The following is a 26,993-nucleotide window of genomic DNA, read 5'->3' as shown; positions in this document are numbered from 1 at the left end:
TTTCTCAGAGACATAAGTTCGACAGTACTTTGTGAACAGGAGAGCAGTGCAGGAAAGCAAGAAACGGGCGGATCAGCCCTCGACGACCTCGACCTCGCCGATCAAGCTGACAAACGTGGTACGCACCTTTGCCTGAAGGTCGGCGAGTTCCATTTCCAGCCTGGAAAAGGTCGGGCTTCCGGACGCCTGGACCAGAAGATCCAGAACCCCGCCGGGTGCTTCGGCAGGCTTGAAATCACCCGAGAGCGAGAGCCGCAGAACCTGAGTCAGCCGCTGATACATCCGCAGTGCTTCAAGCAGCAGGGCCGCGTCTCCCGGTTCGAGAAAGCCGGCTTCCCGCAGCCTTTCTAGCGCCTCCTCGGTTCCCTGGGCCAGGATGCCGGGTGTTTCGTACGCGTTGGCCAACTGCAGGTACTGGGCCAGGAATTCGATATCGACGAGACCGCCCGCGACCTGCTTCATGTCCCAGATATCCTTTGTGCCCTTCTCCTTCTCGATACGGGCACGCATGGACCGGACGTCATCGGCGAGCTTTGCAACATCGCGGGATTTCTTCAGGGTTTCGCAGATGCTGTCGCCGATCTTCTGAGCAAATTCCGGCGAGCTCGAGGCGATCACCCGTGCCCGCGTCAGGGCCATGTGTTCCCAGGTCCAGGCACTGTTTTCCTGATAGGAAATGAACCCATCGAGGTTCGTTGCCAGCGGCCCGGCATTGCCGGACGGACGCAGCCGAAAATCGACCTCGTAGAGGAGGCCTTCCGTGGTCGGTGCCGACAGCGCCGTGACCAGCCTTTGCGTGAGCCGGGTATAATACTGCGTGATCGCGAGCGGCCGCTTGCCATCCGTTTCCTTGACGTCTTCCGGCGCTTCATAAAGCAGGATCAGGTCGAGGTCCGACGAGGCGGTCATTTCGCGGCCGCCGAGTTTTCCCATCGCCAGGACCGCGATGTTGCCGCCGGGCACGACACCGTGTGTTTCGGCGACATGGCGGATCACCTGAACCAGGGTCCGGTCCACGACCACCTCGGCAAGACGCGCGAGCGCAAAGCCGACCCGGTCCGCGGAGAGCGTGTCGGAAAGCAGCCTGAGGCCGATCAGGAACTGCTGCTCCTGGGCGAAAATGCGGGCACGGTCGAGCGCCTCCTCGTAGAACCGCGCCTGCGACAGGGTCTGGTCCAGCCCGATCCTGAATTCCTGCACGCTCGGCATGGCACCGAAAAAGGCCGGATCCAGCACCGCATCGAGCACGTGGACGCGTTTGGAGACAGTCTCCGCCATGCGCGGGGCCGTCCCCATCGTGGTGGCCAGCAGGGTCAGCAGTTGCGGATTGGATCTGAGGAGCGAGAAGAGCTGAACACCGGCCGGTAATTTCGACAGGAAGCTGTCGAAGGCAACCAGCGCGGCGTCGGCGTTGTCGGTCGCCGCCAGCGCACCGATCAGCGTCGGATGCATTTCGGTCAGCCGTTCGCGGGCCTTGGTCGACCGCGTGCACGGATAGCGCCCGAAATGCCAGGCCTTCACGATATTGGCGGCCTCGTCCGGCTTCCTGAAGCCCAGACGTGCAAGTGTCTCCAGCGTATCGGGATCATTGTCGTCACCGGTGAAAACCAGATTGCCCAGTTCGGAGGACAGTCCGGGCTCTTCCTCGAAGAGTTCGGAATAATGCAGCTGAACCTTCTGCATGTGGCCAAGCAGTTCGGTTTCGAATGCGCCGAACGTCTCGAAGCCCATGAGAGCGGAGACGCGGTTCAATCCGTCGTCATCCTTGGGCAGGAGCTGGGTCTGTTCGTCGTTCAGCATCTGAATCCTGTGTTCCACGTTGCGCAGAAACACATAGGCGTCCCGCATCTCGTCGCGGGTTCTCAATCGTATCCAGTCCGCATTGCTGAGGGCATTGAGCATGTCGAGCGTGCGTCTTCCGCGCAGCGCCGGATTGCGTCCACCCGCGATCAGCTGTTGCGTCTGGACGAAGAACTCGACCTCCCGGATGCCGCCGCGACCGAGCTTCACGTTGTGCCCGGCGACCGCCAGAACACCATGGCCCTTGTGCATGTGGATCTGGCGCTTGATCGATTGAACGTCGGCGATGGCGGCAAAATCCAGGTATTTCCGCCAGATGAACGGCACGATCTCGTGCAGGAAAGCTTCACCTGCCGGTACGTCGCCGGCGCAGGCCCGCGCCTTGATCAGTGCCGCCCGCTCCCAGTTCTGGCCCAGCGATTCGTAGTAGACCAGCGCTGCCGGCACGGACATCGCCAGGGGCGTGGCTCCCGGATCCGGCCGCAAACGCAGATCCGTGCGGAAAACATAGCCGTCCTCTGTCCGGTCCTGCATGATCTTGACCAGGCGGCGCGTGAGGCGAACGAATTCGACCGGCGCCTCCGCACTGCCGGACATGGGGGCCTTTGCGGGATCGTAAAGCACGATGAGATCGATATCGGAGGAATAGTTCAGCTCGTTGGCGCCGTGTTTTCCCATCGCCAGCACGATCAACCCGCTGCCGACTTCCGGCTTTTCCGGATCGAGCGGTGAGAACTTGCCCCGGCGTGCCAGATCGTTCAGGCAAAACCGCGCACCCGCGTTAAGCGCCGCGTCGGCAAATCCGGCGAGAGCGCGCGTGACCTGATCCAGTTCGACAGCGCCGCCGATATCCGCGAGCCCGAGCGTCAGTGCGAGGTCCTGCTTCAGGTGACGAAGTTGCCGCATGATCGACGCTTCGTCCTCCGCCCTTGCCTCAGATGCGTCTTGCAGCAACCGCCGAATGCGCTTTTCCGGAGCCTCCTGCAGGATGCCGAACGCTCTTGCCGGATCGGAAAGAATGAGGTCACGCAGGTAAGGTGAGTTTCCGAGGACACCCGTCAGGTACCCTGCGATCAGAGGCCTGTCCTGAAAACAAGTGCGAAACGTGCCGCCCATGTCGTCGTGGTTGAGCAGATCATCGACGAAGAGTGCGGCGCGTGCGCTATCCGGAGCTTCCGGAACGATCCTGATACGGTCTATCAAGGCTCCCTTCGCGGCGTCATCCGCCGCGTGGCTGTTCGGTCCGACCGAATCTTTCTTCTCCATCCCCGCTCCTGAAACTTTCATGCGAAACCGGCGTCAAATCTATGCGGGCACACAGTCCCGGATGTTCATTTTTGAAGCGCAAGTCACCGCCATGCAAGCGGGCAACCGCCTTGACAAGGCTCAATCCCAAGCCGGTTCCCGGTTCCGATCTGCTTTCTTCAAGCCGGACGAAGCGATCCATGACCCGGTCGTGGTCCTTTTCCGGTATCCCGGGACCGTTGTCGGACACCGACAGCCAGACGCGTCCTCCCTCTTCCCTTCCCTTCAAACGAAGCACCAGGGGGCCTTTTTCCGGGCGGCCGTATTTCAGTGCGTTTTCAATCAGGTTGACCAGAACCTGGCTGATGAGATCCCTGTTGCAAACGGCCTCCAGATTTTCCGGAACGTCGATCTCCAGACGGCCGCCCTCGTCTTCGACAAGAGGTTCGTAAAGTTCGGCAATCTCCGCAACGAGGCGGTTCAGGTCCGCCGGTTCCATCACCGAACCGGGGGCCATCGACTCGACACGGGCAATCCGCAGAAGCGCGTTGAAAATGCGCAGCAGATGATCGGTCTCGTGAAGCGTGCTTTCAAGCGCGCCTCGATATCCCGCTTCCCCCTTGGCGTCCCGCAACGCCGTTTCGACACGGGTCTGCAACCGGGTCAGCGGGGTTTTCAGGTCGTGGGCAATGTTGTCCGTCACGTCCTTCATCGACTGCATCAGCAATTCGATACGGTCCAGCATGTCGTTGAGATTGACGGCCAGCCGGTCGAACTCGTCGTTTGTACCGGCAAGTGACAGGCGTTCGGAGAGATCGCCGTCCATGATCATCCGGCTGGAGGCGGATATGTCGTCGATGCGTTTCATCACGCGCCGGCTGACGAAGAACCACGTGATCGCGGCCATGACCACCACGACGACCAGCCAGAGACGCAGGGCGTTGGCAAGCAGGTTGGAAAATCTGAGCTGATCGCCGAGGTCCCGGCCCACGAGCAGTCGAAACCCGCCGCGCAGCTCGAATGTGCGCACCATTGCCTGGCGCTCGACATCCTCGGTCCCCTGCCCCAGTAGCGTGTAGCGCACCCGGCGCAAGCCGCCGTCCGCCTCTTCCAGCACAACGGTCGGAAGGCGCGCAATGTTGCCGACAAGCGCGTTGCCGGCGAAATCGACAAGCAGATAGAGACTGGCATCGGGGTGCTGGGTACGGTCGTCGACGGTTTCGACGAGATCGCGGATGCCGCCCCGCACATAGACATCCGAAAGACCCTTGAGTTCCGCATCCACGGCCTGAACGACCTGTTCGGACATCAGGTTGTCGGTGCTCTCGGAAACATAGACGACGAGCACGCCCGACATGACTGTGAAAACAGCAATGTAGAGCAAGGACAGCTTGAACGCTGTCGTGCGGACAAATCTAGTGAGCCGCGTCACGGATGGTGTACCCGGCTCCACGGATTGTGTGCAGAAGGGGCGTTTCGAAGCCCTTGTCGATCTTTCCGCGGAGGCGTGAGATATGAACGTCGATGACGTTCGTCTGCGGGTCGAAGTGATACTCCCAGACGTTCTCCAGAAGCATTGTCCGCGTTACGACCTGACCGGCGTGCTGCATCAGATACTCCAGAAGGCGGAATTCACGGGGCTGGAGCGGGATCTCGGTTTCACCGCGCCGGCAGGAATGCGCCATCCTGTCGAGAATGAGATCACCGACCGTGTAAGTGGTTTCAACCTGGCTGGATGATTTGGGCCTGCGCGCCAGCGCTTCGACACGCGCCTGCAGTTCGGTAAAGGCGTAGGGCTTGGGGAGATAATCGTCGCCACCCGCCTTCAGACCCTTGACCCTGTCGTCAACCTGACCAAGTGCGGAGAGGATCAGCACAGGCGTGTGATTGTCTTCCTGCCGCAGTTCCTGAATGATCGAAAGTCCATCAAGCTTGGGCAACATGCGATCGACAATGAGAATGTCGTAGCTGCTGTGCAGGGCCATATCCAGACCGCTCTGTCCGTCCTCAGCATGATCGGCCGTGTGGCCGAGTTCGCTCAATCCCTTGACGAGATAGCTCGCCGCTTCTGGATCATCTTCGATAACAAGAATCCGCAACATGAAACCCTTTTACCTTGAGTGAGCATGAAATGGAATGGCTGGCGGCGGCAATGGATGTGAGGCGCCGCCGCCAGTCCGGCTGGGTTTACGGGCGAAACCCATGGCGAAGACCGGCCCGTCGGGGTTGGGGGCAGAGGGCAAGCCGGTCCCGCCAGTCAGGTTCCGGTTCCAAGACGAACCGGTTCCTGATCAGGCCAGGTTCATGGGCAGAGCCACGAACCGGGTTGTATCGTTGGTCTCGATCCGGAAGAGGACTGCCTTGCGGCCGTCGTTTTCCGCCTTGTCGAGCGCCTTGAGGACATCGTCGGCCGAATTGACCTTCATGCCGGCGACTTCGAGGATCACATCACCCGTCGAAAGACGCTTGTCTGCGGCCGGTCCGTCCGGATCGATTTCCGCAATCACGACGCCCTCACCTTCCAGACCGGCTTCCGCCTTGGTCGTCACGACCAGGCCGAGATCGTCCAGGCTGGTCTTGGTTTCTTCAGCCTGGGGTTCGGCAGCTTCCGCAACCTTTTCCTGGTCCTGAAGACGTCCGAGGGTCACGGAGATGTCCTGCTCCTTGTCGTCGCGCCAGATCGTTACCTTGACCTCGGTGTCCGGCTCATAAGCCGCAACGATCTTGGACAGGTCGCGCGGGCCGTCCACCTTCGTGCCGTCAACGGCAAGAATGGTGTCGCCTGAGCGCAGGCCAGCCTTCTCAGCCGGGCTGTTTTCCTGCGCTTCCGCGACGATGGCGCCGCGGGCCTCCTTGAGGCCAAGGCTTTCCGCGATGTCATCGGTCACGTTCTGGATTTGAACGCCGAGCCAGCCGCGAACAACGGTGCCGTCGTTCCTGAGCTCCATGATGACATCTTGCGCGGTCGAAGCCGGGATTGCGAACGCAATGCCGACATTGCCACCGGACGGCGAGAAGATCGCCGCATTCACACCGATCACTTCACCGTTCATGTTGAACGCCGGACCACCGGAGTTGCCCCGGTTGACCGGTGCATCGATCTGGATGAAGTCGTCATACGGGCCGGCACCGATGTCGCGGCCACGTGCAGACACGATCCCTGCGGTCACAGAGCCGCCAAGTCCGAACGGGTTGCCGATCGCGACGGTCCACTCACCGACATGCGGTGCTTCGTCGGCAAAGTCCACATAAGTGAACTCGTCGCCGCTCTCGACCTTGAGAAGCGCCAGATCCGTGCGCTTGTCGGAACCGATGAGGGTCGCATTGTATTCGTCGCCGTTCTTGTCGATCACGGTGAACTCGGTGCCGCGGTCGATCACGTGGTGGTTGGTAACGACATATCCGTCCTTGGAAATGAAGAAACCGGATCCTTGCGACATACCGTACTGGCGCGGCGAACGGCGCTCATTGCGGCCTTCTTCACCGCCCCGGCCACCGAAGTCGCGGAAGAACCGCTCGAACGGATGGCCATCTGGCATGCCCTTGAAGAACTCTTCGAAGCCATTGCCGCCGTTGCCGCCGTTGAAATTCATCATGCGCGGCTCAGCAGCCTGCTTGACGCGTACGCTCACGACAGCCGGGCTGACGGTGCGCACGACATCGGAGAAGTCCGCGGGTGCCGCGGCATCGACCCGAACGGCTTCGGCCTGAGCCAGCTGGCTCGGAACAAGCGTCTGCGCGGTCAACGCACCGGCGGCGCCCAGAGCGACAACGCCCGCCAGCAATTTGGCGCGGCGCGAACGCAAGGGAGAGACTGACCCACGATTTTGCATATTTTCTACCTCTGTCGACATAACTATTGGAGGCCAATACGGAGCGCATGGGGATCTGCGTTCCGGGCTCAAGGAAGAAAGTAGGTCGTCGCGCCTTACCGTTGCCTGTCGGGGAAATTACAAATTCGTAACGTTTCCGCGCCGCCGAGACCGAGATTCAAGCGCCGCTGATAAACTATTGTTTTCATTGATGTTCAGAAAATTTCCGAACTGAGCTCCCGCTCCGCACGAGACCACAAATCGGTGTGCGGCGCACTTTCAGGCCGGAAACCTGACCGGTGTGTCGCCGGAAACCCACTTTGTCCACTTCGGCATGACGGCCTGGAAGGTGCCGGACGCTTCGAAGGATTCAAGCCAGCTCCGCAGCGGCCGCCAGTCCTGCGCGTCAAACCAGACGCGGTCGGCATTCGCGAACTGCCGGACAAACGGCAAGATCGCGTAGTCCGCAAGTGACGCGGACCCGCCAAACAGCCAGGGTCCCCGCCTCAGGCGTTCATCAAGCTCGGTGAGAAACGCTCCGGCCAGCGCCCGCTCCTTTTCCCTGTCGGCGTCCTCGTAGCGGACATGGTACTTGTAGCGATCGAGATGCGACTTGAAAGGGCCGTCGCATTGCAGAACCAGTTCCTGCATTTCGGCCACCGTGCCCTGCTCCGGCTGAAGCCAGTTGTCGGGATCCGCGAATTCAAGCGCCCAAAGCATGATGTCCCAGCTCTCATCGATAACCTCATCGCCTGCCTTAAGACACGGGACTGTTGCCGAAGGCGAAACTTTAAGGAACTCCGGCGCCTTGTCTCGAAGCACGATCTCGCGCAGTTCGACCGGACGGCCGCTGGACGCGATCGCCAGCCTGGCGCGAATTGCGTATGGGCAGCGCCGGAAGGAATAAAGAACCGGAAGATCAGTCATCGGATTGGAATGCCGCAAGCCCGGACAAAGGTCAACTGCACCCAGGGATTGCATTTGCTCCAACTCGACCGCCGTTTTTCACGAGATGTAAAGAAAATGTGAGGATACTCATTTTCATAGGGTAACAACATGACTGACTCGCTGCTTCAACTGGCCAAGGACAGTTCTTCGGAGAAGAAACACGAGCTCGCAGAGCACGTAACCGGTCTGCTTTTGTCGCGTTCCGAAGAGGACAGGACCAAGGAAACCGACCTCCTCAACAACATGCTGGAGGGGGTCTACGATTCCCTGGCGCCCGAAGCCCGCCAGAAAATGTCCGAGACACTTGCAGACGTGAAGGCCACCTCTGCAACGCTGGCCGGAGCGATCGCAAAGGACGAGATCCAGATCGCTCATGCCATGCTGGAACGGTCGGCTTCGATCTCGGACGACATGCTGCTGGAAATTGCCGAGGTCAAAGACCAGGACCACCTGCTTGCCATGGCCAAGCGGGACCATATCAGCAAGAAAGTCACCCAGCAGCTGATCAAGCGCGGCGGCAAGGAAGTCAAGCAGGCCATCGCGTCCAACCTGGGCGCCGAGCTTGAAATGCCGGTGTTCGAGGATCTGGTCAAGGAAATCCCGAAACAGCTTGGCGACCGCATGCGGCACCTGCGCAAGTCCAATGAAGAACTCATCGAGGATCTGTTCCGCGAAGACGGCGAAATCGCCTCGGGTCCGAAACTCGAGCAGAAGCCGTCGAAGATCAGTCCGAAGGCCTGGCTCGCCGGCATCCGGCTCGGCAAGACCAACCTGAACAAGGCGGTCTACCAGCTGTGCATAGAACACAACCTGCTGGACATCGTCGGTCTTCTCTCGGTTTTTTCAGACCTGGATATGAAATACGTTCACAACCTCATGGTCCGCTTCGACTCGACAGGGATCGCCAGCGTCTGCCGGGCCAGCGGCATCGGGGCACGCGAATTCCAGGCAATCTGCAAGGAACGCTGCAAACACCTGAAGTTTCCCGAAAGCACCGGCAGCAAGTGGCTGACCAATTATCACATGCTGGACGAAACCGACGCCCGGCGCCTGATCGCGGTCATGAAAGCCAAACTGCAAAGCCAGGCCACGCACCAGGCTGCGTAACGCCGGCGCAGTACCGGACGAAAATAGCCCTCAAGAAAATCATCCGTTGGACGAAGCTCTGACACGGCTGTTTTCGGCATCGTCGTGAGCGAATTTGCGTTTGAGCAGGAGCCTGTGCATCCGGAAACCGGTCCCACACTCAAGATGATCCTCCGCAGCGCGCAGGGGTGATTGACATTTCTGTCAATCAATCCCGCAGACTTGCGCAAATTTCCTTCCAGTCTTTAGACACTTGTAAACTGTCTCTAGGGTATTCTCCGATCCAAACGAATGGATGGATCCGACATGCTCAATGATCTTCTCAACCAAGCGCAGGACAGTTCTCCTGAAAAACGCCACAAGCTGGTTGAACATGTCACTGACCTGTTTGTAACCGGTGCGAACAGTTATCAGACAGAGGAAATCTCGCTCTTCAACGCCGTGCTGGAACGCATGTTGCCGTCGATGGAGGCGGAGCAGAAACAGACCGTTTCCGAGCGGCTGGCGCCGATCGACACGACTTCACATGCCGTTGCCTATGAACTGGCCAGCGACGAAATCGAGATTGCGCGCCCGATGCTGACAACATCCAAGGCGCTGAAATCGGACGATATCCTGCGGCTTGCGAAAACGATGGGCCAGGGCCACCTGCTCGCCATTTCGAAACGTGACCATCTGGAAGCGAAAGTCACCGACGTGCTGCTGGAACGCGGGGAAAGCCCTGTCAAACAGTCGGTCGCGGCAAACTCCGGTGCGGAGCTGTCCGACTGGGGCGGACGCCTTCTCGTGAAACTTGCCGAGCGGGACGAAAAGATCCGCGATGCGATGATCGAACGCTCGGATGTCTCGGAAGACGACTACGAGAAGCTGATTTCCCAGATGCCTTCGCAGCAGCAGAGCAAGATCAGAAAGATGCGCGAAGAGAACGAAGAGCTTGTGCGTTCGCTTTTCCACGAGGCCAGCAAGGTTGTCGCCAGCACCAAGCTGGAGCGCAAGAAGACCCGGATTGATGCGAAAGTCGCCCTGAAGGACATTCGCGAGGGCCGCGGCGCGCTCGGACAGGCACTCACGCAGATGGCGTTGTCGAACAACCTGTTCGACATCTGCTTCCTTCTTGCGGAACTCGCGGGGCTGGACCAGAAATACGTTACCAACGTAATGGTTCGCTACGATGCGACCGGTGTTGCCGTGTTGTGCAAGGCGCTTGGTGTCGACAAGAACGGTTACGTTGCCCTGTGCCGCGCACGGGCTACGAACAACAAGCAGCCCGCAACGACGGTGCAGAACTGGATCAACGACTACCAGGAACTGACCGACAAGGATGCAAGGCGCCTGCTGTCGTTCATGAAGGTGCGTCTGAGCACGCTGGAAGAACAGGCAGCCTGATCAGGCCGCCTGCACTTGTCGTTCCAACTCTCATGAAGATGCGGCTTCCCGCGTGATGACGGCGGCACCGTGCTCCAGCGTTCGGTGAACCGGGCACTTGTCGGCAATTTCGAGCATGCGCTGCCGGGTTGCCGCGTCGATGTCTCCTTCCAGCGTGATCAGCCGCTCGAAACGGTCGATCTTTCCACCCTTTTCCTTCAGTTCCTCCGAGCAATCCGCGCAGTCGGCCGCGTGCACCTTGTTGTGCAGAACCTGCGTGCCGATCCGGTCGACTTTCAGTCCCTTGCGGTCCGCATACATGCGCAACGTCATGACGGTGCAGGCACCAAGCGCCGTTGACAGAAAGTCATACGGCGACGGCCCGCTGTCGAAACCGCCGTAACTGACAGGTTCATCCGCGATCATCCGGTGCTGGCCGGCTGCGACCATCGCCTGGAACTTGCCTTGGCCGGTTTCGATGACGTCGACGCCCTCTTTCGCGGTCTCGTCCGGCCGCGAGGTGTCTTCGATGTCCAGATATCCGCTAGCCCAGCCCGCGATCACCCTTGCCGCATAGGCGGCATCCTCGCCGCGTGTCAGCAGATGGTCGGCCCTGTCGAGCGAAACAAAACTTTTCGGATGTTTCGCGGCGACAAAGATGTCGGTTGCGTTCTCGACCCCGACCGTATCGTCCAGAGGCGCGTGCATGACCAGGAGCGCCTTGCCCAGCTTCGCCGTTCTTTCCTTAACGGTCTGTGCTTCCAGGTCCTCCAGGAACTCCTTCCGTATCGTGAACGAGCGCCCTGCGAGATCAACGCTGCCGGATCCCTTTTCGCGGATCTCGTCGACCGATCCCTTGAAGTTGTGAATGACGTGGTCGGCATCCGAGGGTGCTCCGATGGTCACGACCGCCCGGACTTCGGGAATATCGGCAGCGACGGCCAAGACCGCCGCACCACCGAGAGAATGACCGATCAGGAGCTGCGGAGCCTCGTAGTTGGTCCGCAGAAAATCAGCGGCAAGCTTGAGGTCTTCGACATTGGAGGAAAAGCCGGTCGACGAAAAATCACCACCGCTGCCGCCAAGGCCCGTGAAATCGAACCTTAGAACGGCGATGCCCTCGGCGCTGAGCGCACCCGCAATGTGCCGGGCGGCCGGTATGTCCTTGGAACAGGTGAAACAGTGCGCGAAAAGCGCGAACGCGCGGATCTTGCCGGCCGGGAGATCGAGCCGTGCCGCCAGTTTTGCGCCATGCGCACCGTCAAATTCCAGTCGCAGCGGTCTGTTTGCCATTGTTCAACCCTCCAGCGTTTCAACGCGCCTGACGTAGGCATGAACCGATGTCATGCAAGTCACGGCTTGGTGCGGACCCTGTGAAGAGCTTAGCGCCATGTACCGGCGGGAGCGTATCGGTTCAGGCAAATTCCTTGAATGTTTCAAGCGCGGCGCGGTCGTAGCCCTGGGACGCCGTCCAGAGTTGGCGCGTGTAGTCGTGCCGGACGTTGCCGGAGCGCATCTGCTCTTCGCTCATTTCCTCCACGACCTCGCCCCGGTTCATGACGGCGATCCGGCTGCACAGGTGGCCGACGACGGCCAGGTCATGGCTCACCATGATGTAGGTCAGGCCATGGGCCTTGCGCAGCGCCGACAGCAGATTGAGGATTTCGGCCTGCACCGACACATCCAGTGCACTGGTCGGCTCATCCAGCAGGATCACCCGAGGTTCGAGGATCAGTGCGCGGGCGATGGCCACGCGCTGGCGCTGGCCGCCGGAAAGCTGGTGCGGATACCGGAACCGGAATTCCGGCCCGAGCCCTACTTCCTTCAGGATCTTCAGAACGCGGTCTTCCCGGTTCTTCAGCCCGTGGATGATTAGCGGTTCGCTCAAGGTATCGTCAACGGTCCTGCGCGGATGAAGCGAGCCGTAGGGATCCTGAAACACCATCTGCATGTGCTTGCGCGACGACACGGACCGTTTGGCCTTGAGCGGTTCACCGGCGATCCGGATCGTCCCCGTCCAATGGGAATAGATCCCGACCATGGCGCGCAGGACGGTCGACTTTCCGGACCCCGATTCACCGACGATGCCGTAGCTCTCGCCTTCGGCAACGGTCAGGTTGACGTTTCTGACCGCGGTGATCTGGGACTTTCCGGAACCGAAGACGATGCCGAGATTTTCAATGTCGATCATCGTCAGCCCGCCTCCCCGGCATTGTCCGGTGTCTCGTCCAGCCACGCAGGATCCCGCTTGAGGACCGGCAGATCATCGTGCTTTCCGTCCAGGCGCGGCAGGCAGTTCAACAGGCCCTTGGTGTAGGGGTGCTGCGCGCGGTCAAGGTGCTTGGCGTCGAGCGTTTCCATGATACGGCCACCATACATGACAAGCACGCGATCGCAGAAGCTGGAGACAAGGTTGAGGTCGTGACTGATCAGCACAAGCCCCATGCCCCGCTCGCGCACCATGTCGTCCAGAAGAGACAGGACCTGCATCTGAACGGTCACATCCAGCGCGGACGTCGGCTCGTCGGCAATCATCACCTGAGGATTGGTGATCAGCATCATCGCGATCATGATGCGCTGTCCCATGCCGCCGGACACCTGGTGGGGATAGAGCGAATAGACTTTCTCCGGCTCGCGGATGCGGACCGTTTCGAGCATCGCAAGAGCGCGCCTGCGCGCTTCCGAGCGGGACACGTTCTCGTGCCTGCGGCAGGATTCGGCAATCTGGGTGCCCACCGTCAGCACGGGATTGAGTGAGTATTTCGGATCCTGCATGATCATCGAAATCCGCGATCCGCGGATACTGCGCATGGTCTTCGCACCGGCCTTCATCAGGTCCATGTCGTCAAACATCATGCGGCTTGCGTCGATCGTACCGTTTCCGGCGGTCAGGCGCAGGAGGGCGCGGCCGGTCTGTGATTTGCCCGAGCCGGATTCGCCGACGATCCCGAGCCGCTCGCGCCCCAGATCGAAGCTGACGCCGCGTACCGCATGGACGGGGCCCTTGGGCGTTGAAAACCGGACATGGAGATCGCGCACCGAAATCAGGGGAGCTTCATTCGGGTCGTCTGACTGAAAACCGGCCATCTTCATCTCGTTCATCGTCAATGCCCTCCCGAGCTGCGCGGGTCGAGTACGTCGCGAAGACCGTCGCCCAGGAGATTGAAGCCGAGCGAGACGACAAGAATGGCAATGCCGGGGATGGTCGGAACCCACCACTGGTCGAGCAGATAGTCGCGGCCGGAGGCGATCATGGCGCCCCATTCGGCAAGCGGCGGCTGCGCTCCCAGCCCCAGGAACCCGAGGCCGGCGGCCGTCAGGATGATACCGGCCATGTCGAGCGTCAGGCGGACGATGGTGGAGGAGAGACACATCGGCATGATATGGGCGAACAGCACCCTGATCCGGGAAGCGCCCATGATCTGCGCCGCCATGATGTATTCGCTGTTGCGCAGGGTCAGCGTCTCGGCGCGGGCGAGACGTGCATAGGGTGACCATGTGGTCAGGGCGATGGCGAGCACGGCGTTTTCCAGGCCCGGCCCGAGCACGGCAACGAATGCCAGCGCCAGGATGAGGCGCGGAAACGCCAGGAAAATATCGGTGATGCGCATCAGCGTGGCATCGACAACCCCGCCCAGAAGCCCTGCGGTCGTGCCGATGATCAAGCCGATGGGCATCACGATGATGGAAACGAGAAAGATGATGTAGAGCGTGACCCGCGAGCCCCAGACAATGCGCGCAAAGATGTCCCTGCCGAGTTCGTCCGTCCCGAACCAGTGTTCCGCGCTCGGCGGGGCAAGGCGGTTGGCAAGATCCTGCGTGGTGCCGTCCCCGCCCGCGATCAGGGGCGCGAACAGGGCCACAAGGCACAGGAAGAGCACGATGGCCAGCCCAAGCATGGCAATGGGATTGGACCGGAAGGCCAGCCAGCCGATATAGGCGCGCTGGCACTTTGCCTGGAAGGCGTTTTTGGGCGAATCGGCCAGCAGCCAGGAGGACGAACCGGATTTCTGATCAAGCGCGGTTTCCGACATCATTTCGCCCTCGGGTCGACGATCCGGTAGAGCATATCGGACAGCATGTTGATGAATACGAACGAGATCCCGACGACCAGCGTGCCACCGATGACAGCGTTCATGTCGGCGTTGAACAGGGAATTCGTGATGTATTGGCCGATGCCGGGCCAGGCGAAGACGGTCTCCGTCAGCACCGACCCTTCCAGCAGACTGGCATAGGTCAGGCCGATGATCGTGATGAGCTGAACGAGGACGTTCCGGAAGGCGTGATACCAGATGACCGTGCCCTCGCGCAGGCCCTTGACGCGGGCCGTCAGAACATATTCCTGGTTCAGCTGATCGAGCATGAAAGAACGGGTCATGCGGGCGATATAGGCGAGCGAGTAAATCGCCAGCATGGAGGCCGGCAGAATCACATGCGACAGGGCGTTGTGAAATACGTCCCACTCCCCGGCCAGGGCGGCATCGATCATTATGACGCCGGTCACGGGGTCGACGATGCCGTCATAGAAGAAGTCGATCCGTCCCGGTCCCGCGACCCAGTCCAGTTTTGCGTAGAAGATCAGAAGGGCGACCATGCCCAGCCAGAAGATCGGGATGGAGTGTCCGAGCAAGCCGACGACCCGGACGACATGATCGATCACGGTTCCCTGACGCACGGCAGCCAGCACACCGGCCGGCACTCCTATGATCACCCCGACAACCGTCGCGATGGTGGCCAGTTCCAGCGTGGCCGGGAAGAACCGCTTGATATCCTCGATCACCGGCTGCCCGGTCATCACCGAACTTCCGAAATCGCCGCGCAGGATGTCACCGAGGAAAATCAGATATTGCTGCCAGATCGGCTTATCGAGACCGAGCTGCAGGTACATGGCATCATAGACCTCCTTCGACGCCCGGTCGCCGACGATCGCGACAACGGGATCGTTGGGCATGATGCGGCCGATGATGAAGGTGATCGCGGTCAGGCCGATGAAGGTCAGGAGCAGCATGAAGATGCCGCCACCGATCTTTTTTGCCACGCCCAGATACGGCTTGAAATCCACCGCCGAGCGCTGCACTGCGGAACTGTCGCTCATTGCGAACGAAACCCCCGGTTGTTCCTGCTTGCCTACACGAAGCCGCGCTTCTTCATCTGAGGCATGAAGAAGCGCGGCTCATTCCGAATACGGCCTGCCGCACGGGTCTCAAGACCAGTGCGGCGGGTCAATCCGGCTTATTTTGTCACGGTTTTGTAGAAGGCCTGATCCGACGTCACGCCGTTGACGAAGCCGTCTACATTGGCCCGTTTGCCATAGGTGCCGATCGCCTGGAACATGATCGTGAAGGGCGAGTCCTCCTGGACCATCTTCTGCAGCTTGGCGTAGATTTCCTCACGCACCTCCGGATCGGATTCCGCGGCCGCCTGATCGGTCAGTTCCGTCAGGCCTTCCGCCGGCCAGGCATTGCGCCAGGTCAGTTTGCCGGTCAGCTTGGCTTCGAAGTTGTTGTCCGGATTGTGGGCAAACGCGTCGGCGTTGGAATGCGGATCGGAATAATCCGGGCCCCAGCGCGCGACAATGAGCTCATGCTTGCGTGCGCGGTACTTCGGCCAGAGCGTTGCACCATCCGACAGGATGATTTCGGAATCGATGCCCAGTTCCTTCAGGCTGGCCTGCACGCTCTGGGCCACTTCGGTGAAGGGCGACTTGTTGAGCGTGTCGATGGTGATCTTCGTGTCGCCGTCGAGGCCGGCATCTGCGATCAGCGCCTTGGCCTTGTCCATGTTGTAGCTGTAGGGCGTATCCGTGGCAGCGGCCCACATGCCGGACGGCCAGAAGTTCTGGTGGATCTTGTACTGACCGTCGAGGAACGAGCCGACCATGCCGTCATAGTCGACCATGTATTTGAGCGCCTCGCGAACTTCCGGCTTGGACAGGACCGGATGGTCCATGTTGGACGCCAGGTACATCAGGTATCCCTTGGGATAGCTCTCCGCCGAAACGTCCGCATTGCCGGACAGGCCTTTCAACTGGTCGGCCGTCAGTTCCATCGCCGCGTCGACGTCGCCCTTTTCAAGCAGGAGGCGCTGTGCGGACGGTTCCGCGACATGGCGGATGACAACACGGTTCATCGCAGGCTTGCCCTGGCGATAACCGTCAAAGGCTTCCAGCATGACGACTTCGTTTGCTTTCCAGGTCTTCAGCTTGTAGGGGCCGGACCCTGCCGAATTGTCCTTCAGCCAGGCATAACCCATATCGCCGTCGACTTCGTGGCTCTGCACTTCCTTCATGTCGACGATAGAGGCAACACTGGAAGACAGGAGGTTCAGAACAAGCGCGGGCGACAGGTCCGCGAGGATGTTGATCTCGACAGTCCCCTCGTCGACGGCCACCACCGCTTCATCGACGTTGTCGGCGGTCCAGCCGATCTGCTTGATGATGAAGGCCGGGGTCTTGTCCAGCTTGACCGCGCGGCTCAGGGAATAGGCAACGTCCGCGGCGGTCACAGGGTTTCCGGAGTGGAAGGTCAGTCCGGGACGCAGCTTGACGGTGATCTTCTTGCCGTCTTCGGAAAACTCGTAGGATTCCGCGATGCCGCCGACGAGCTTGGTCAGGTCGTCCGGCTCGAACAGGAACAGGCGCTCATAGATATTCGCGACAATCCGGCTGCCGGTGAATTCGAAGCACTCGGCCGGATCGAGCGTGATGGCATCGGCGGTGTTGCGCGCGATCACGAAGGTATCGGCCGGTGTCGCGGCGATCACCGGAAAGGCGACGGAGGTCGCGAGCAATGCGGCAAGTGAAAGACTTTTCAATGGAGTTGTGATGTTCACGATCATTCCCCCTCTGGAACAAAACGAATGGGATGGAGCCGGTTGATCCCGGCGGGATCGTGTGCGGTCACGCTTCGTTGGTCGAGCGCGGTTTCCACACCGGAACCCGAAGCTTAAACCCGCCGGTTGAATTCAACCAAGAGTCTTGTTATGCAAATTTTGCATAGTTATTCATACTGCTTACTTATTCGGCAGCTTCCCTTAAGGAATGATGCAGTGGACACCAACTGGCTGGCCGATTTCCTGGTCCTGAGCAATCGCGGGAATTTTTCCCAGGCCGCAGACGAGAGAAACATCACGCAATCGGCGTTCAGCCGCCGGATAAAGGCGTTGGAAACCTGGCTCGGCACCGAACTTTTCGACCGGAGCAGTTATCCGGTCACACTGACACCGGAAGGACAGGTCTTCCACGCGACTGCTCAGAACGTGCTGAGGGAACTGGAACTCAACCGGGTGGAGTTTCAGCGGCGTAATTCCGGGACGACACCGGATATCCGCCTGGCGGCATCAACCTCGCTCGCCCTCAGTTTCGTCCCGGAATGGCTGCAGCAGATCAAGGACGCCTGCGGCGCCTTTTCGGTGTCCCTGGACACGTATGACTTCTACGAAATGATCGAACTGCTCGGCGATCGGAAGATGGATCTGGTGGTGCTTTATTCTAAGCCAGAGGTGCCGGCATTTTTTGAGCATCAGGCCTTTGAATCGATCAAACTGGGCGAAGACACTATGCATCTTTGTACTGCGCTTGATGCAGACGGGCGGCCCGCCTTCGACGTCGACAACCCGCCGAGCAGTGGACTAGAATATATCGGCTACGGTCAGACAGGCTATTTTTCGAAGGTCGAGGATCTGCTTTTTTCAACCATGACCGCCCAGGACCCGGAGTTCGTCTGCACCTCGCAGAGCGGAACCTGCGAATTCATGAAACGCCTCGCCTTGATGGATCAGAAAATGATCTGGCTGCCGGCCTGCAGTGCCTATGAAGATATCAAAGCAGGCCAGTTCGCACTGGCTGGCAACGGCAGATACGACACGAATCTCGACATCTGGGTGTACCGGAACCGGGAAACGACATCAGCACTTGTCGAGACGATCTGGGCACATCTCAAGACCGACCCGTGCACAAGTCACCTGGAGCGGTTTCAGCTCAGGCAGAGCTGAGCATCAATCAGCTAAGCGCCGACGGGTCGAACACGCCACCAGAGGCTCGCGAACAGCGACGCCTCTAGCCCTGCCCGTCACCATCCCGCTTTTCAAGCAGCGCCTTCAGCCGTTCTTCCTCGCTCTCGGAGAGTTTCGCAGACCCTGCCGCGGCCACCGGAGCCCCGCGCCTGGAGCGGTTTCTGAGCGCGAGGACAATCGCGATTATACCCGCGACAAGAGCAATCGGCCCTGCTGCCCACAGCCCGAGCGTGTGCCAGGCAAATCGCGGCTTCAGAAGCACGAATTCCCCGTAGCGGGAGACCAGGTAGTCGATCACCTGACCGTCCGTATCGCCTGCCACCAGGCGCTCTCGCACGAGCACCCGCAAGTCCTTGGCGAGCGGTGCGTCGCTGTCATCGATCGACTGGTTCTGGCACACCATGCAGCGAAGTTCCGCAGACAGGGCCCTGGCCCGTTCTTCCAGAGCCGGGTCGTCCAGCACCTCGTCCGGGGCAACCGCGAATGCCGGCGCGCCCAACAGGGGAAGCCACAGCAACAGGCTGGCAAGAAATGCGCGCATTCCCAATTCCTATTCGGCTGGCGCGGGCTGTGCCGCCTTGCGTTTTGCTGCCGGCTTCGGCGCGCCGATGCGCAACCGGCGATCGGCCATTGAGAACACCGCGCCGATCGACATGATCACGCAGCCGATCCAGATCAGCGTGATCAACGGCTTGAAATAGACCCGGACATCGACAGCCCCGTCGCCCCGGCTTTCGCCGAGGGAGAGATAAAGCTGCGAAAAACCGATGGTGTGGATGCCGGCCTCGGTCGTCGGCATCTGCCGCGCCGTGTAGACCCTCTTGGACGGTTCCATTTCGGTGACAAGCGCCCCAGCCTCGCGGACGGTGAAATGCCCCACCTCCTCGGTGAAGTTGGGACCCTGTCTCGGCACCGCGCCATCGAATGTCACATCATAGCCATTGACCTCGACGGTCTGGCCGGGCCGCATCGTCTCGATGCGCTCTTCCTGAAAGGCCGATGCCGTCACGATCCCGAGAACTGTGACACCGACCCCGAAATGGGCGATGGCCGTGCCCCATGCCGAGCCGGGCAGTCCGACCAGACGCGACAGTGCCCTTTTCGGACCGATTTCGAAGAATTTCACGCGCGTGACAATCTCGGACACAGCGCCGGCCATGACCCAGACGGCCAGCCCGACACCAAGGGGAGCCAGGATCTTTTCCATACCCCAGAGCCAGAAGGTGAAGAGCGTGAGCACCAGAGCGAGACCGAACGCGGCATAGAGCCGCTGGCAGGCCGCCAGGAGATCGCCGCGTTTCCAGGACAGAATCGGCCCGAAAGGGATTGCCATGAGCAGCGGGATCATCAGCGGCCCGAAGGTCAGATTGAAGAAGGGTTCACCGACCGAGATCTTCTCGCCCGTTACCGCATCCAGCGCCAGTGGGTAGAGCGTTCCCACGAAAACGGCGGTGCAGGCCGCCGTCAGGAACAGATTGTTGAGCACCAATCCGCCTTCGCGGCTGATCGGGGCGAACAGACCGCCCTGCTTGAGCATCGGTGCCCGCCAGGCATAAAGCGCCAGGGAGCCGCCGATGAAGAAACACAGCAGGCCGAGAATGAAAACACCGCGTGCCGGGTCCGTTGCGAAGGCGTGGACCGATGTCAGCACGCCCGAGCGCACCAGGAAAGTTCCCAGCAGCGAAAGCGAGAATGTGAAAATCGCGAGCAGGACGGTCCAGACCTTCAGCGCCTCGCGCTTTTCCATCACGATCGCCGAATGAAGCAGCGCGGTACCGGCAAGCCAGGGCATGAAGCTGGCATTTTCAACCGGATCCCAGAACCACCAGCCGCCCCAGCCGAGCTCGTAATAGGCCCAGTAGGACCCCATGGCGATCCCGAGTGTCAGGAAGCACCAGGCCAGCAGGGTCCAGGGCCGCACCCAGCGCGCCCAGGCCGCGTCCGTCCGGCCGAGGATCAGCGCGGCGACCGCAAACGAGAAGGTGATCGAGAACCCGACATAACCGACGTAAAGAAGCGGCGGGTGGATCGCCAGACCGATGTCCTGGAGGATCGGATTGAGGTCCGCACCTTCCAGAGGCGGATTGGGAACGCGTGCGAACGGATTGGACGTTACCAGCAGAAACAGGATGAACCCACCGGTCACCCAGGCCTGGACGGCCAGCGTCGCCGCTTTCAGATCCTGGGGCAGATTGCCGCCGAACACGCCGACAAGTGCGCCGAAGAACACCAGGATCAGCACCCAGAGCAGCATCGAGCCCTCATGGTTGCCCCACACGCCGGTGAACTTGTACAGCAGCGGTTTTGCCGAATGGGAGTTCTGCACAACGTTCAGTACGGAGAAGTCCGACGCCAGGTATGCAATCGTCAGCGCAACGAAAGAGACCAGGATCAGCATGAAAAGCGTGACGGAAATCGGCGGCGCGACCGCCATCAGCCTGCCGTCTCCCGACAGGGCCCCCCACAAGGGCAAGACACACTGAACAAGGGTCAGTGCAAATGCCAAGACAAGTGCGTAGTGTCCCAATTCTACGATCATGCGCGCGTCCCGTGTTCCCCCGCAGGCCCCGTTTCCTAGTTGGCTTCGCCTTCGCCGCCTTGCCAGTGACCCTGGTCTTTCAGCGCTTCGGCAACTTCCTTGGGCATGTAGTTCTCGTCATGCTTCGCCAGGACACTGTCGGCGACGAACACGCCGTCGGACCCGACAATTCCCTCCGTCACAACACCCTGCCCCTCGCGAAAGAGGTCGGGTAGTATTCCTTTATAGGTAACGGCGACCGCGTTCGCCATGTCGGTTACCCGAAAACTCACTTCGGCGTTGTCCGAACGCACCACCGAGCCTTCTTCCACCAGCCCACCAAGACGGATGCGCTGACCGGCGGGGATCTGCTTTTCGGTGATATCGGTCGGGCTCTGGAAAAATACGATCTGGTCATTGAGCGCAAAAAGGATCAGGCCGAGCGCGACTGCGAGCACTGCGCCTGCCGATCCGATCAAGGTCAATCTTCTTTGCTTGCGTGTCATTTCCCTGCGTCCGGTTTTGCGCCTGCCGGGGGCACGGCCCCCGGGGCAATTCTTTCCATCAGGACCCGCTTAGCCCGAGCGAGGCGGCGGTGTCCTTGATCAGTGACAAATCGTCCGGTTTTCCGGCATAGGCATCCTCGGCGGCTGCAAGTGCATCGCGCGCCTTCTGCGGCTCGCCCAGAACCATGTACGCCCTGATCAGCCGGCTCCACTCCCCCGCGCTGCCGCCCTCTGTTGCCAGCCTTTCGGCGAGGCCGGCGACCATGCTGCCGATCATCGCCTGCCGGTCTTCGGCGGACATCTCCTGCGAGGCGGCGACGTCTTCGGCAGTCGGACCGCTCAGTTGACCGGCAACCGGCCGCTGTTCCAGACCCGCCAGTTGCTGACGCGCGGCAGCCACCCAGGGTGCCGTCTCGTCCGCGCCCTCCAGCAAGGACTTCCATGCCTCGACAGCACCGTCCCGGTCGCCGTCCTGCCCCAGCGCGATTGCAAGAAAGAACCGCGGCTTCACGGCAGAAGGCTCGAGCGACACGGCCTGTTCGAAGGCGCGCTTCGCCTCCGCCGTGACAAGGCCCTGGTTGGCCATGGTGAGGGCCTCGCCCATGTCCGTCAGCCAGTCGGGTCTCGGCCCGAGGATACGAAGGGCATTGGCATAGGCGCGCGCCGAAGCCTGCGGCTGGCCCATCGACAGATAGACCGGTGCGACGACGGCCCAGCCTTCACCATCCTGCGGATTTTCTGCCAGATGACGTTCCACGCGCGCGACCAGCAGCTCGACCGACTGTTCCTCGGCCGGCGCGTTCAACCGCGTGATCAACGGTTGATCGGGTTTGTCGGGAGAGCCGAGGGCGAAGTAGGTCGCCAGCGAGATCAGCGGAAGAGCGGCAAGGGCGACAACCTGTGCGGTCTTCAGCCGAAACCCGGAGGATGAACCTTTCTGGCGGCTTTCGTTCTTGTCATGAGCGGCGAGCAGTCGCCGCGCGGTTTCAGTCCGCGCTGCCGCGGCAGCCTCGGCGTCGATCAGACCGCGTTCCAGCTCGCTTTCGATCGCGGCGAGCTGCTCACGGTAGACAGCCTCGTCGGCACTGCCGATCGTCTCCGCCTGTGACCGCCCTGCCCGCGCCAACGGCACGAGAACCGACAACGCGGCGATCCCTGTCATCAGTGCGAGTAATATCCAGAATATCATGGGCGCACTATAGACAGTGCAATACGGGCAAATGCAAGACGAACCGGATGTGACCCGCCGTCGCGCCGCTCACAATCGTGTTGGCGGATACCGGAACGAAAGGTGCGGTTCAGTACCTGGCGAGAACGCTCGACACCAGTTTGCGCTCCGGTGCCGGTTCGCCCGGAGCGTCCTGGTTCGACGCCTTCGCGAAGGCAGCGTCACGGCTGCGACGCAACTGCGCGGCATATTCGGCGCCGAAGTAGATTTCCGAGAGCGTGATTGCCACGTCCGCGGCGGATGCATGCGCCTCTATCTGGGCACCTTCCGCCTTTCCAAGGTCGGTGATCAGGGACCGCGTGACGATCTCGAGCGTCTGTTCGACGGCCTGGCGTGTCTGCTTGCCGACCTCGTTCACGGCGAAGGTCTCAGACGCCGTGCGCGCCATGGTCACGACGCGAAGTGTCCTGACCGCATCGTCGACGGCCGACTTGTCGGTCATGAGCACGCCGTCTTTGTCGAATTTGGGCACCTGAAGGGCACGGCGAATCGCGCCGCTCGCGCCTTTCAGTTCGCGGGTGACCTCGCCGGAAATATTGCGCTTGGTGTCTGCCAGCCGCTGATGCCAACGCCCTGACAGCGACAGATCCATATCGCGTTCAACACCGCGCACGAGCGCATGGTAGTCGGACAGGGCTTCCGAAAAGGAGCTGGGGTCGTCACTGTTGTGACGGTGGTCGAGCGCCCGGATCTGAAGGCGCTCGGCCTCGCTCATGACAATGTCGACGAAGGGCGCGAATTTCGAGCCGGCGATCGTCCTCGGATCCGGGTCGCCGGCGAGCCTGCCGGCAAAAGTGCACAGGGCAGACGGTGTGTCGGAACGATCCACCAGGGCCGCGGCGATGATCGGGACGTGATCCGGGAAGCGGTTCGAGCACTTGTCCACCAGACGCAACACGTCAAGGTCCTGCTTGAGGCGGTGTTCGTTGATCCGTTCCGGAATGTTCTGCAGGAAGGGCGACAACCACCGTTCCGCGGCGAACACCTTCTGAATGTCTTTCAGCTCGGCTATGCCACGCTCACCGCCAAGTTCAGCGCCAATGATACGCCGCTTCTTCTCCGAGACTTCACTTGCTTCCAGGGCCTCGCCAAGCGCCTCGACCGCACGCGTCCTGAGCGCCTGGACGAGTGCATCGACCCGTTCGCCGCTGACGGCGGCATTCCCCGCCTGGTCGAGCACGGTCTTGACTTCATTCGGCATGACGTCGCGCGAAAGCCACGTCCAGACCCGCTCAAGCATGGCGCGCTGTATACGGCCTTCCTGCCGGTTCGGCAGTGTTTCATCTATCAGAAAGGCATTCAGCGGCGCGAAAAACAGTTTGTGAACCTGCCCGCGTCTCACGTCGACATCCGGCACGTCGAGCGCGTCCGGCAGTGGCCCTTCAACCAGGGCTGATGCGGCAGTTAGGATGAGATCCAGATGCGGATCGGTGCTTTCCTTGCGCTTGGAATTCTCCAAGTTTCTGACCAGCGAGCCCAGCGCTTTCGGGCTGAGACTGCTCAGATATGTTCTTATTTTGATTTCAAGCTCGTTTGAACGGGTCATCCAAGGGTTCGGCGCAAGATCTCGATCCGGCCAATAATACCCGCACAAGGATTAAGCAATTGTTGAGAGAAAACGCAGCGCCATCAACGGTCTTGAGGCGAAAAAGCGAGAGCTTTTTCCGGCCAGCTTGGATCATTATTGGTCGTAAAGAGCTCTAACCGATGACCAGCCAGTTGCCACGGTCTGTTTCGCAGGCGGTTCCGCGTGCCTGAAGGGTGCGTCCACGCAACACCATTTCATGGGTGAACTCACGGCACTTCGTGTCGTTGACCGTGTAGACCGGCCCGGGACGAACCTGACCACTGCGGCCCGTGCGCTCATTCTGCCACGCCACTGCCGCACCCAGGCCACGTGCCCGCAGGGCGCGGTTCTGCGCGTCTTCCGCCGCCCGCCTGTCCGAAGCGTCCAGCGCATCGCCGAACTCGTTGTTCACGAGAACGGAGATTGCCGTGTTGGCTTCAGAGCCGGCAACGTTTTGAGACGGATCACCGAAGAAGGACCCGAGGCCCTCCGTATTCGTGGAGCCAGACGTCATCGAGCATCCGGCCAAGGCGGCGGCAAAGGCAACAATGGCGATATCGCGCAGTCGCATGCTCGGAAGCTCCCAGGGTGTTCGGTGTCCGGGTTAAACCCGGCGACGAACAATTGATATTTTCAATTTGTGGCCGAACTTGGCCACAAGAATGTCTTTTCGGTGCGGCGTCCGTTCACTTCCTATCACAGCTCTTCGACCTGATTCTTAACAAGAACTTGAAAATTACTAATCAGGTGACAAAGCCGGAAGGATCAGGCTCGCCTTCAGTCCGCCAAGATGCGAGCCCGCAAGCTTCAATTCCCCGCCATAAAGCGCTGCAAGGTCAGCAACAATCGACAATCCGAGCCCGGTTCCCGGCACGGTTTCATCCAGTCTGCGGCCCCGCTTGACGGCTTCGGCGCGCTGCTCGGGAGACAGGCCCGGACCGTCGTCCTCCACGATGAGCGAGAACATCTCGCGGTTGCTGTCCGGCCCGCTCACGGCCTCGATTTTCACGTTCACGCGCGAAGTTGCCCACTTGCAGGCGTTGTCGATCAGGTTTCCGCTCATTTCCTCAAGGTCTTGGCTCTCCCCGCGGAAACGCAGGTCTCCGCCGGGCTGAAAGGAAACCGTGATCCCCTTGTCCTGATAGATCTTTCCCATCGCGCGAATCAGTCTGGCAAGCACGGGTTCGGTTTCGCAGGAAACACCGATGACCCGTCTTTGTGCCGCCATGCGCGCCCGTTCGAGGTGATGCTGTATCTGTGTCGACATGATCGCCGACTGTTCGGCAACCTTGTCGGCCAGCGCGCCTTCGGATGCGCGCGCCTCGTTGGAAATGACCGAAAGCGGCGTCTTCAGACCATGCGCGAGATTTCCGACATGCGTGCGTGCGCGCTCGACGATTTCCTTGTTGGAGACAATGAGAGCATTCAGTTCGACGGCCAGTGGCGCGATTTCGGTGGGCAGGGCCTCGTCTATCCGGTCCGCCTCGCCCAGGCGGACAGCCGAAAGCGAGGCGCGCAGCCTTGTCAGAGGCTTTAGGCCGAAGCGGACCTGAAGAAAGATCGCGAGGATCAGCCCCAGTCCGACGATGCACAGCGTGATCGTCACCATTCGGGAAAATTCCGCAACGTCCGCCCAGAACCCGGCAGTGGCCGCGCCGACGGCGATCACATAAGGCGTGTTTCCGATCGATATGCGTTGCTGCAGGACACGCACTTCGTCACCGGTCGGACCGGCGATAAAGCCGACGCTGTCGTCCATGTCCGCGATCGGCGGCGTGTTCAGCGGGTCTCCAACCAGGGATTCGGATGCATATAGGATACTTGGACTGTCCGCGCGCCGCACAGTCCAGTACCAGCCGGACAGCGGCAGCGAGAACCGGGGGTCGCCGCGGTAGACCGGCTCCCTGACGGTCTGAACCTGGGGCTGCCCGTCGGTGCCGTTGTCCTCCCCGCTGTCCAGCATCTCGGCTATGAGCGCCTTGATGTGGATTTCAAGCTGGGCGTCGAACGCCCGCTCACTGGCATTGCGGTAAAGACCGACCAGAAAGATCCCGGCAAGGGCAAGCGTGATCGCGGACCAGAGCGCAGCGACGAAGACAAGACGCGTCGCAAGGGACCGCTGCGGTTTGGCGGTTGCCTGCGCCCCCGGACCTGCGCCTTTGTCAGTCGTCACCGGCTGCTCCAAGACGATAGCCGAGACCCCGGATCGTCTCGATCATGTCCGAGCCGATTTTCTTGCGCAGCCTGCCGACAAACACCTCGACCGTATTGGAATCGCGATCGAAATCCTGATCGTAGAGATGCTCGGTCAACTCGGTCCGGGAGATCACCTTGCCCTGATGGTGCAGCAGGTAGGACAGCAGGCGATACTCGTGCGAGGTGAGCTTTATCGGGCTGCCGTCCACTGTCACCCGGCCCGCCCTTAGATCAAGCCGAACGGGTCCGCAGGTCAATTCGTTGGAGGCATGGCCCGCGGCCCTGCGCACGAGCGCCCGCACACGGGCGAGCACCTCTTCCATGTGGAAGGGTTTGGCGACATAGTCGTCCGCGCCGGCATCAATGCCAGCGACCTTGTCGGACCAGCGGTCGCGCGCCGTCAGGATCAGGACCGGCATGGTGCGGCCGTCCCGCCGCCAGTTTTCCAGAACCGAGAGCCCATCAAGCGTTGGCAAACCCAGATCGAGAACGACCGCATCATAGGGTTCCGTATCGCCGAGAAAGTGGCCATCTTCGCCGTCGCTCGCGCTGTCGACCACATAGCCCGCCTCTTCCAGGGCGGTCACGAGCTGACGGTTCAGGTCTGTATCATCTTCGACTACGAGAATGCGCATATTGGCCAACTTCTTGAAAGATCGTGCGTTGCTTCGGCAATCGGCGAAATGGTTCGATTTGCGGCTCAAGTATC

General features: G+C 60.7%; 22 protein-coding genes. 3 read left to right on the top strand and 19 right to left on the bottom strand.

The window, feature by feature from the left end; translation table 11 throughout:
* Positions 1-72 precede the first annotated feature (72 nt).
* From ACO07N_RS17515 to ACO07N_RS17495, 5 genes are all read right to left on the bottom strand, one after another.
* Entirely contained in the window at positions 73-3,066 is a 2,994-nt protein-coding gene (locus ACO07N_RS17515; RefSeq protein WP_421982253.1) for a bifunctional [glutamine synthetase] adenylyltransferase/[glutamine synthetase]-adenylyl-L-tyrosine phosphorylase, read from the bottom strand.
* Positions 3,020-4,477 carry an ATP-binding protein gene (locus tag ACO07N_RS17510; RefSeq protein WP_421982252.1) on the bottom strand — a complete coding sequence of 486 codons (1,458 nt, stop codon included), beginning with the start codon at positions 4,475-4,477 and terminating at the stop codon, positions 3,020-3,022. Before ACO07N_RS17510 ends, ACO07N_RS17515 begins: the two co-directional genes overlap by 47 nt.
* Entirely contained in the window at positions 4,461-5,147 is a 687-nt protein-coding gene (locus tag ACO07N_RS17505) for a response regulator transcription factor (protein WP_421982251.1), read from the bottom strand. The genes ACO07N_RS17510 and ACO07N_RS17505 overlap by 17 nt, the downstream gene beginning before the upstream one ends.
* Positions 5,148-5,336: 189 nt before the next feature.
* On the bottom strand, positions 5,337-6,878 hold the full coding sequence (locus ACO07N_RS17500; RefSeq protein ID WP_421982250.1) for a Do family serine endopeptidase: 1,542 nt from the start codon (positions 6,876-6,878) through the stop codon (positions 5,337-5,339).
* Positions 6,879-7,136: 258 nt separating this feature from the next.
* Complete coding sequence (locus tag ACO07N_RS17495) at positions 7,137-7,784, bottom strand: glutathione S-transferase (protein WP_421982249.1); 648 nt, start codon at positions 7,782-7,784, stop codon at positions 7,137-7,139.
* Positions 7,785-7,913: 129 nt separating this feature from the next.
* On the opposite strand from ACO07N_RS17495, the gene ACO07N_RS17490 reads away from it, so the two are divergent.
* On the top strand, positions 7,914-8,912 hold the full coding sequence (locus tag ACO07N_RS17490; RefSeq protein WP_421982248.1) for a DUF2336 domain-containing protein: 999 nt from the start codon (positions 7,914-7,916) through the stop codon (positions 8,910-8,912).
* Positions 8,913-9,197: 285 nt separating this feature from the next.
* Positions 9,198-10,277 carry a DUF2336 domain-containing protein gene (locus tag ACO07N_RS17485; RefSeq protein WP_319386671.1) on the top strand — a complete coding sequence of 360 codons (1,080 nt, stop codon included), beginning with the start codon at positions 9,198-9,200 and terminating at the stop codon, positions 10,275-10,277.
* A gap of 30 nt (positions 10,278-10,307) precedes the next feature.
* Here the strand turns inward: ACO07N_RS17485 and ACO07N_RS17480 are convergent, their stop codons facing one another.
* From ACO07N_RS17480 to ACO07N_RS17455, 6 genes are all read right to left on the bottom strand, one after another.
* Positions 10,308-11,549, bottom strand: coding sequence for an alpha/beta fold hydrolase (locus ACO07N_RS17480; RefSeq protein WP_421982247.1), 1,242 nt, complete (start codon positions 11,547-11,549; stop codon positions 10,308-10,310).
* A gap of 121 nt (positions 11,550-11,670) precedes the next feature.
* Positions 11,671-12,447: an ABC transporter ATP-binding protein gene (locus tag ACO07N_RS17475; RefSeq protein WP_421982246.1), complete on the bottom strand. Its 777-nt coding sequence runs from the start codon at positions 12,445-12,447 to the stop codon at positions 11,671-11,673.
* Positions 12,448-12,449: 2 nt separating this feature from the next.
* Positions 12,450-13,358 carry an ABC transporter ATP-binding protein gene (locus ACO07N_RS17470; protein ID WP_421982245.1) on the bottom strand — a complete coding sequence of 303 codons (909 nt, stop codon included), beginning with the start codon at positions 13,356-13,358 and terminating at the stop codon, positions 12,450-12,452.
* Between the two features lie 2 nt (positions 13,359-13,360).
* Positions 13,361-14,293, bottom strand: coding sequence for an ABC transporter permease (locus ACO07N_RS17465; RefSeq protein ID WP_421982244.1), 933 nt, complete (start codon positions 14,291-14,293; stop codon positions 13,361-13,363).
* Positions 14,290-15,351: an ABC transporter permease gene (locus ACO07N_RS17460; protein WP_421982243.1), complete on the bottom strand. Its 1,062-nt coding sequence runs from the start codon at positions 15,349-15,351 to the stop codon at positions 14,290-14,292. The genes ACO07N_RS17465 and ACO07N_RS17460 overlap by 4 nt, the downstream gene beginning before the upstream one ends.
* A gap of 137 nt (positions 15,352-15,488) precedes the next feature.
* The gene (locus ACO07N_RS17455; protein ID WP_421982242.1) at positions 15,489-17,087 is read right to left on the bottom strand and encodes an ABC transporter substrate-binding protein; all 1,599 of its coding nucleotides are present in this window, start codon (positions 17,085-17,087) and stop codon (positions 15,489-15,491) included.
* Positions 17,088-17,303: 216 nt separating this feature from the next.
* Here ACO07N_RS17455 and ACO07N_RS17450 point away from each other — a divergent pair, with 216 nt between their 5' ends.
* Positions 17,304-18,248: a LysR family transcriptional regulator gene (locus ACO07N_RS17450; RefSeq protein ID WP_421982241.1), complete on the top strand. Its 945-nt coding sequence runs from the start codon at positions 17,304-17,306 to the stop codon at positions 18,246-18,248.
* Between the two features lie 64 nt (positions 18,249-18,312).
* Here the strand turns inward: ACO07N_RS17450 and ACO07N_RS17445 are convergent, their stop codons facing one another.
* The 8 genes from ACO07N_RS17445 to ACO07N_RS17410 form a co-directional block, all read right to left on the bottom strand.
* Entirely contained in the window at positions 18,313-18,810 is a 498-nt protein-coding gene (locus tag ACO07N_RS17445) for a cytochrome c-type biogenesis protein (protein WP_421982240.1), read from the bottom strand.
* Between the two features lie 9 nt (positions 18,811-18,819).
* Positions 18,820-20,808 carry a heme lyase CcmF/NrfE family subunit gene (locus ACO07N_RS17440; protein ID WP_421982239.1) on the bottom strand — a complete coding sequence of 663 codons (1,989 nt, stop codon included), beginning with the start codon at positions 20,806-20,808 and terminating at the stop codon, positions 18,820-18,822.
* Positions 20,809-20,843: 35 nt separating this feature from the next.
* Positions 20,844-21,293, bottom strand: coding sequence for a cytochrome c maturation protein CcmE (ccmE, locus tag ACO07N_RS17435; protein ID WP_421982238.1), 450 nt, complete (start codon positions 21,291-21,293; stop codon positions 20,844-20,846).
* Between the two features lie 58 nt (positions 21,294-21,351).
* Positions 21,352-22,482, bottom strand: coding sequence for a c-type cytochrome biogenesis protein CcmI (gene ccmI / locus ACO07N_RS17430; protein ID WP_421982237.1), 1,131 nt, complete (start codon positions 22,480-22,482; stop codon positions 21,352-21,354).
* 109 nt (positions 22,483-22,591) lie between these two features.
* Positions 22,592-24,067 (bottom strand): hypothetical protein, encoded by a 1,476-nt coding sequence (locus ACO07N_RS17425; RefSeq protein ID WP_421982236.1) that lies wholly within the window; start codon positions 24,065-24,067, stop codon positions 22,592-22,594.
* Positions 24,068-24,221: 154 nt separating this feature from the next.
* Entirely contained in the window at positions 24,222-24,659 is a 438-nt protein-coding gene (locus tag ACO07N_RS17420; RefSeq protein WP_421982235.1) for an RT0821/Lpp0805 family surface protein, read from the bottom strand.
* Positions 24,660-24,827: 168 nt separating this feature from the next.
* A complete protein-coding gene (locus ACO07N_RS17415; RefSeq protein ID WP_421982234.1) occupies positions 24,828-26,261 on the bottom strand; it encodes a sensor histidine kinase in 1,434 nt (477 codons plus the stop codon).
* Positions 26,251-26,919 carry a response regulator gene (locus ACO07N_RS17410; RefSeq protein ID WP_421982233.1) on the bottom strand — a complete coding sequence of 223 codons (669 nt, stop codon included), beginning with the start codon at positions 26,917-26,919 and terminating at the stop codon, positions 26,251-26,253. Before ACO07N_RS17410 ends, ACO07N_RS17415 begins: the two co-directional genes overlap by 11 nt.
* Positions 26,920-26,993: the final 74 nt, after the last annotated feature.

Origin of the sequence: Roseibium sp., from assembly GCF_965229775.1 — a bacterium.
Taxonomy (GTDB): Bacteria; Pseudomonadota; Alphaproteobacteria; order Rhizobiales; family Stappiaceae; genus Roseibium.
Note: the sequence above shows the minus strand (reverse complement) of the source record. Positions and strands in the feature narration are given on the sequence as shown.

What these genes read in the sequence shown, in the direction of transcription:
- ACO07N_RS17480 (WP_421982247.1), bottom strand. Translation starts at nt 11,549, where the DNA reads ATGGCAAACAGACCGCTGCGACTGGAATTTGACGGTGCGCATGGCGCA.
- ACO07N_RS17505 (WP_421982251.1), bottom strand. Translation starts at nt 5,147, where the DNA reads ATGTTGCGGATTCTTGTTATCGAAGATGATCCAGAAGCGGCGAGCTAT.
- ACO07N_RS17495 (WP_421982249.1), bottom strand. Translation starts at nt 7,784, where the DNA reads ATGACTGATCTTCCGGTTCTTTATTCCTTCCGGCGCTGCCCATACGCA.
- ACO07N_RS17445 (WP_421982240.1), bottom strand. Translation starts at nt 18,810, where the DNA reads ATGCGCGCATTTCTTGCCAGCCTGTTGCTGTGGCTTCCCCTGTTGGGC.
- ACO07N_RS17420 (WP_421982235.1), bottom strand. Translation starts at nt 24,659, where the DNA reads ATGCGACTGCGCGATATCGCCATTGTTGCCTTTGCCGCCGCCTTGGCC.
- ACO07N_RS17515 (WP_421982253.1), bottom strand. Translation starts at nt 3,066, where the DNA reads ATGGAGAAGAAAGATTCGGTCGGACCGAACAGCCACGCGGCGGATGAC.
- ccmE (WP_421982238.1), bottom strand. Translation starts at nt 21,293, where the DNA reads ATGACACGCAAGCAAAGAAGATTGACCTTGATCGGATCGGCAGGCGCA.
- ACO07N_RS17470 (WP_421982245.1), bottom strand. Translation starts at nt 13,358, where the DNA reads ATGAACGAGATGAAGATGGCCGGTTTTCAGTCAGACGACCCGAATGAA.
- ACO07N_RS17410 (WP_421982233.1), bottom strand. Translation starts at nt 26,919, where the DNA reads ATGCGCATTCTCGTAGTCGAAGATGATACAGACCTGAACCGTCAGCTC.
- ACO07N_RS17460 (WP_421982243.1), bottom strand. Translation starts at nt 15,351, where the DNA reads ATGAGCGACAGTTCCGCAGTGCAGCGCTCGGCGGTGGATTTCAAGCCG.
- ACO07N_RS17485 (WP_319386671.1), top strand. Translation starts at nt 9,198, where the DNA reads ATGCTCAATGATCTTCTCAACCAAGCGCAGGACAGTTCTCCTGAAAAA.
- ACO07N_RS17475 (WP_421982246.1), bottom strand. Translation starts at nt 12,447, where the DNA reads ATGATCGACATTGAAAATCTCGGCATCGTCTTCGGTTCCGGAAAGTCC.
- ccmI (WP_421982237.1), bottom strand. Translation starts at nt 22,482, where the DNA reads ATGATATTCTGGATATTACTCGCACTGATGACAGGGATCGCCGCGTTG.
- ACO07N_RS17500 (WP_421982250.1), bottom strand. Translation starts at nt 6,878, where the DNA reads ATGCAAAATCGTGGGTCAGTCTCTCCCTTGCGTTCGCGCCGCGCCAAA.
- ACO07N_RS17440 (WP_421982239.1), bottom strand. Translation starts at nt 20,808, where the DNA reads ATGATCGTAGAATTGGGACACTACGCACTTGTCTTGGCATTTGCACTG.
- ACO07N_RS17490 (WP_421982248.1), top strand. Translation starts at nt 7,914, where the DNA reads ATGACTGACTCGCTGCTTCAACTGGCCAAGGACAGTTCTTCGGAGAAG.
- ACO07N_RS17425 (WP_421982236.1), bottom strand. Translation starts at nt 24,067, where the DNA reads ATGACCCGTTCAAACGAGCTTGAAATCAAAATAAGAACATATCTGAGC.
- ACO07N_RS17465 (WP_421982244.1), bottom strand. Translation starts at nt 14,293, where the DNA reads ATGATGTCGGAAACCGCGCTTGATCAGAAATCCGGTTCGTCCTCCTGG.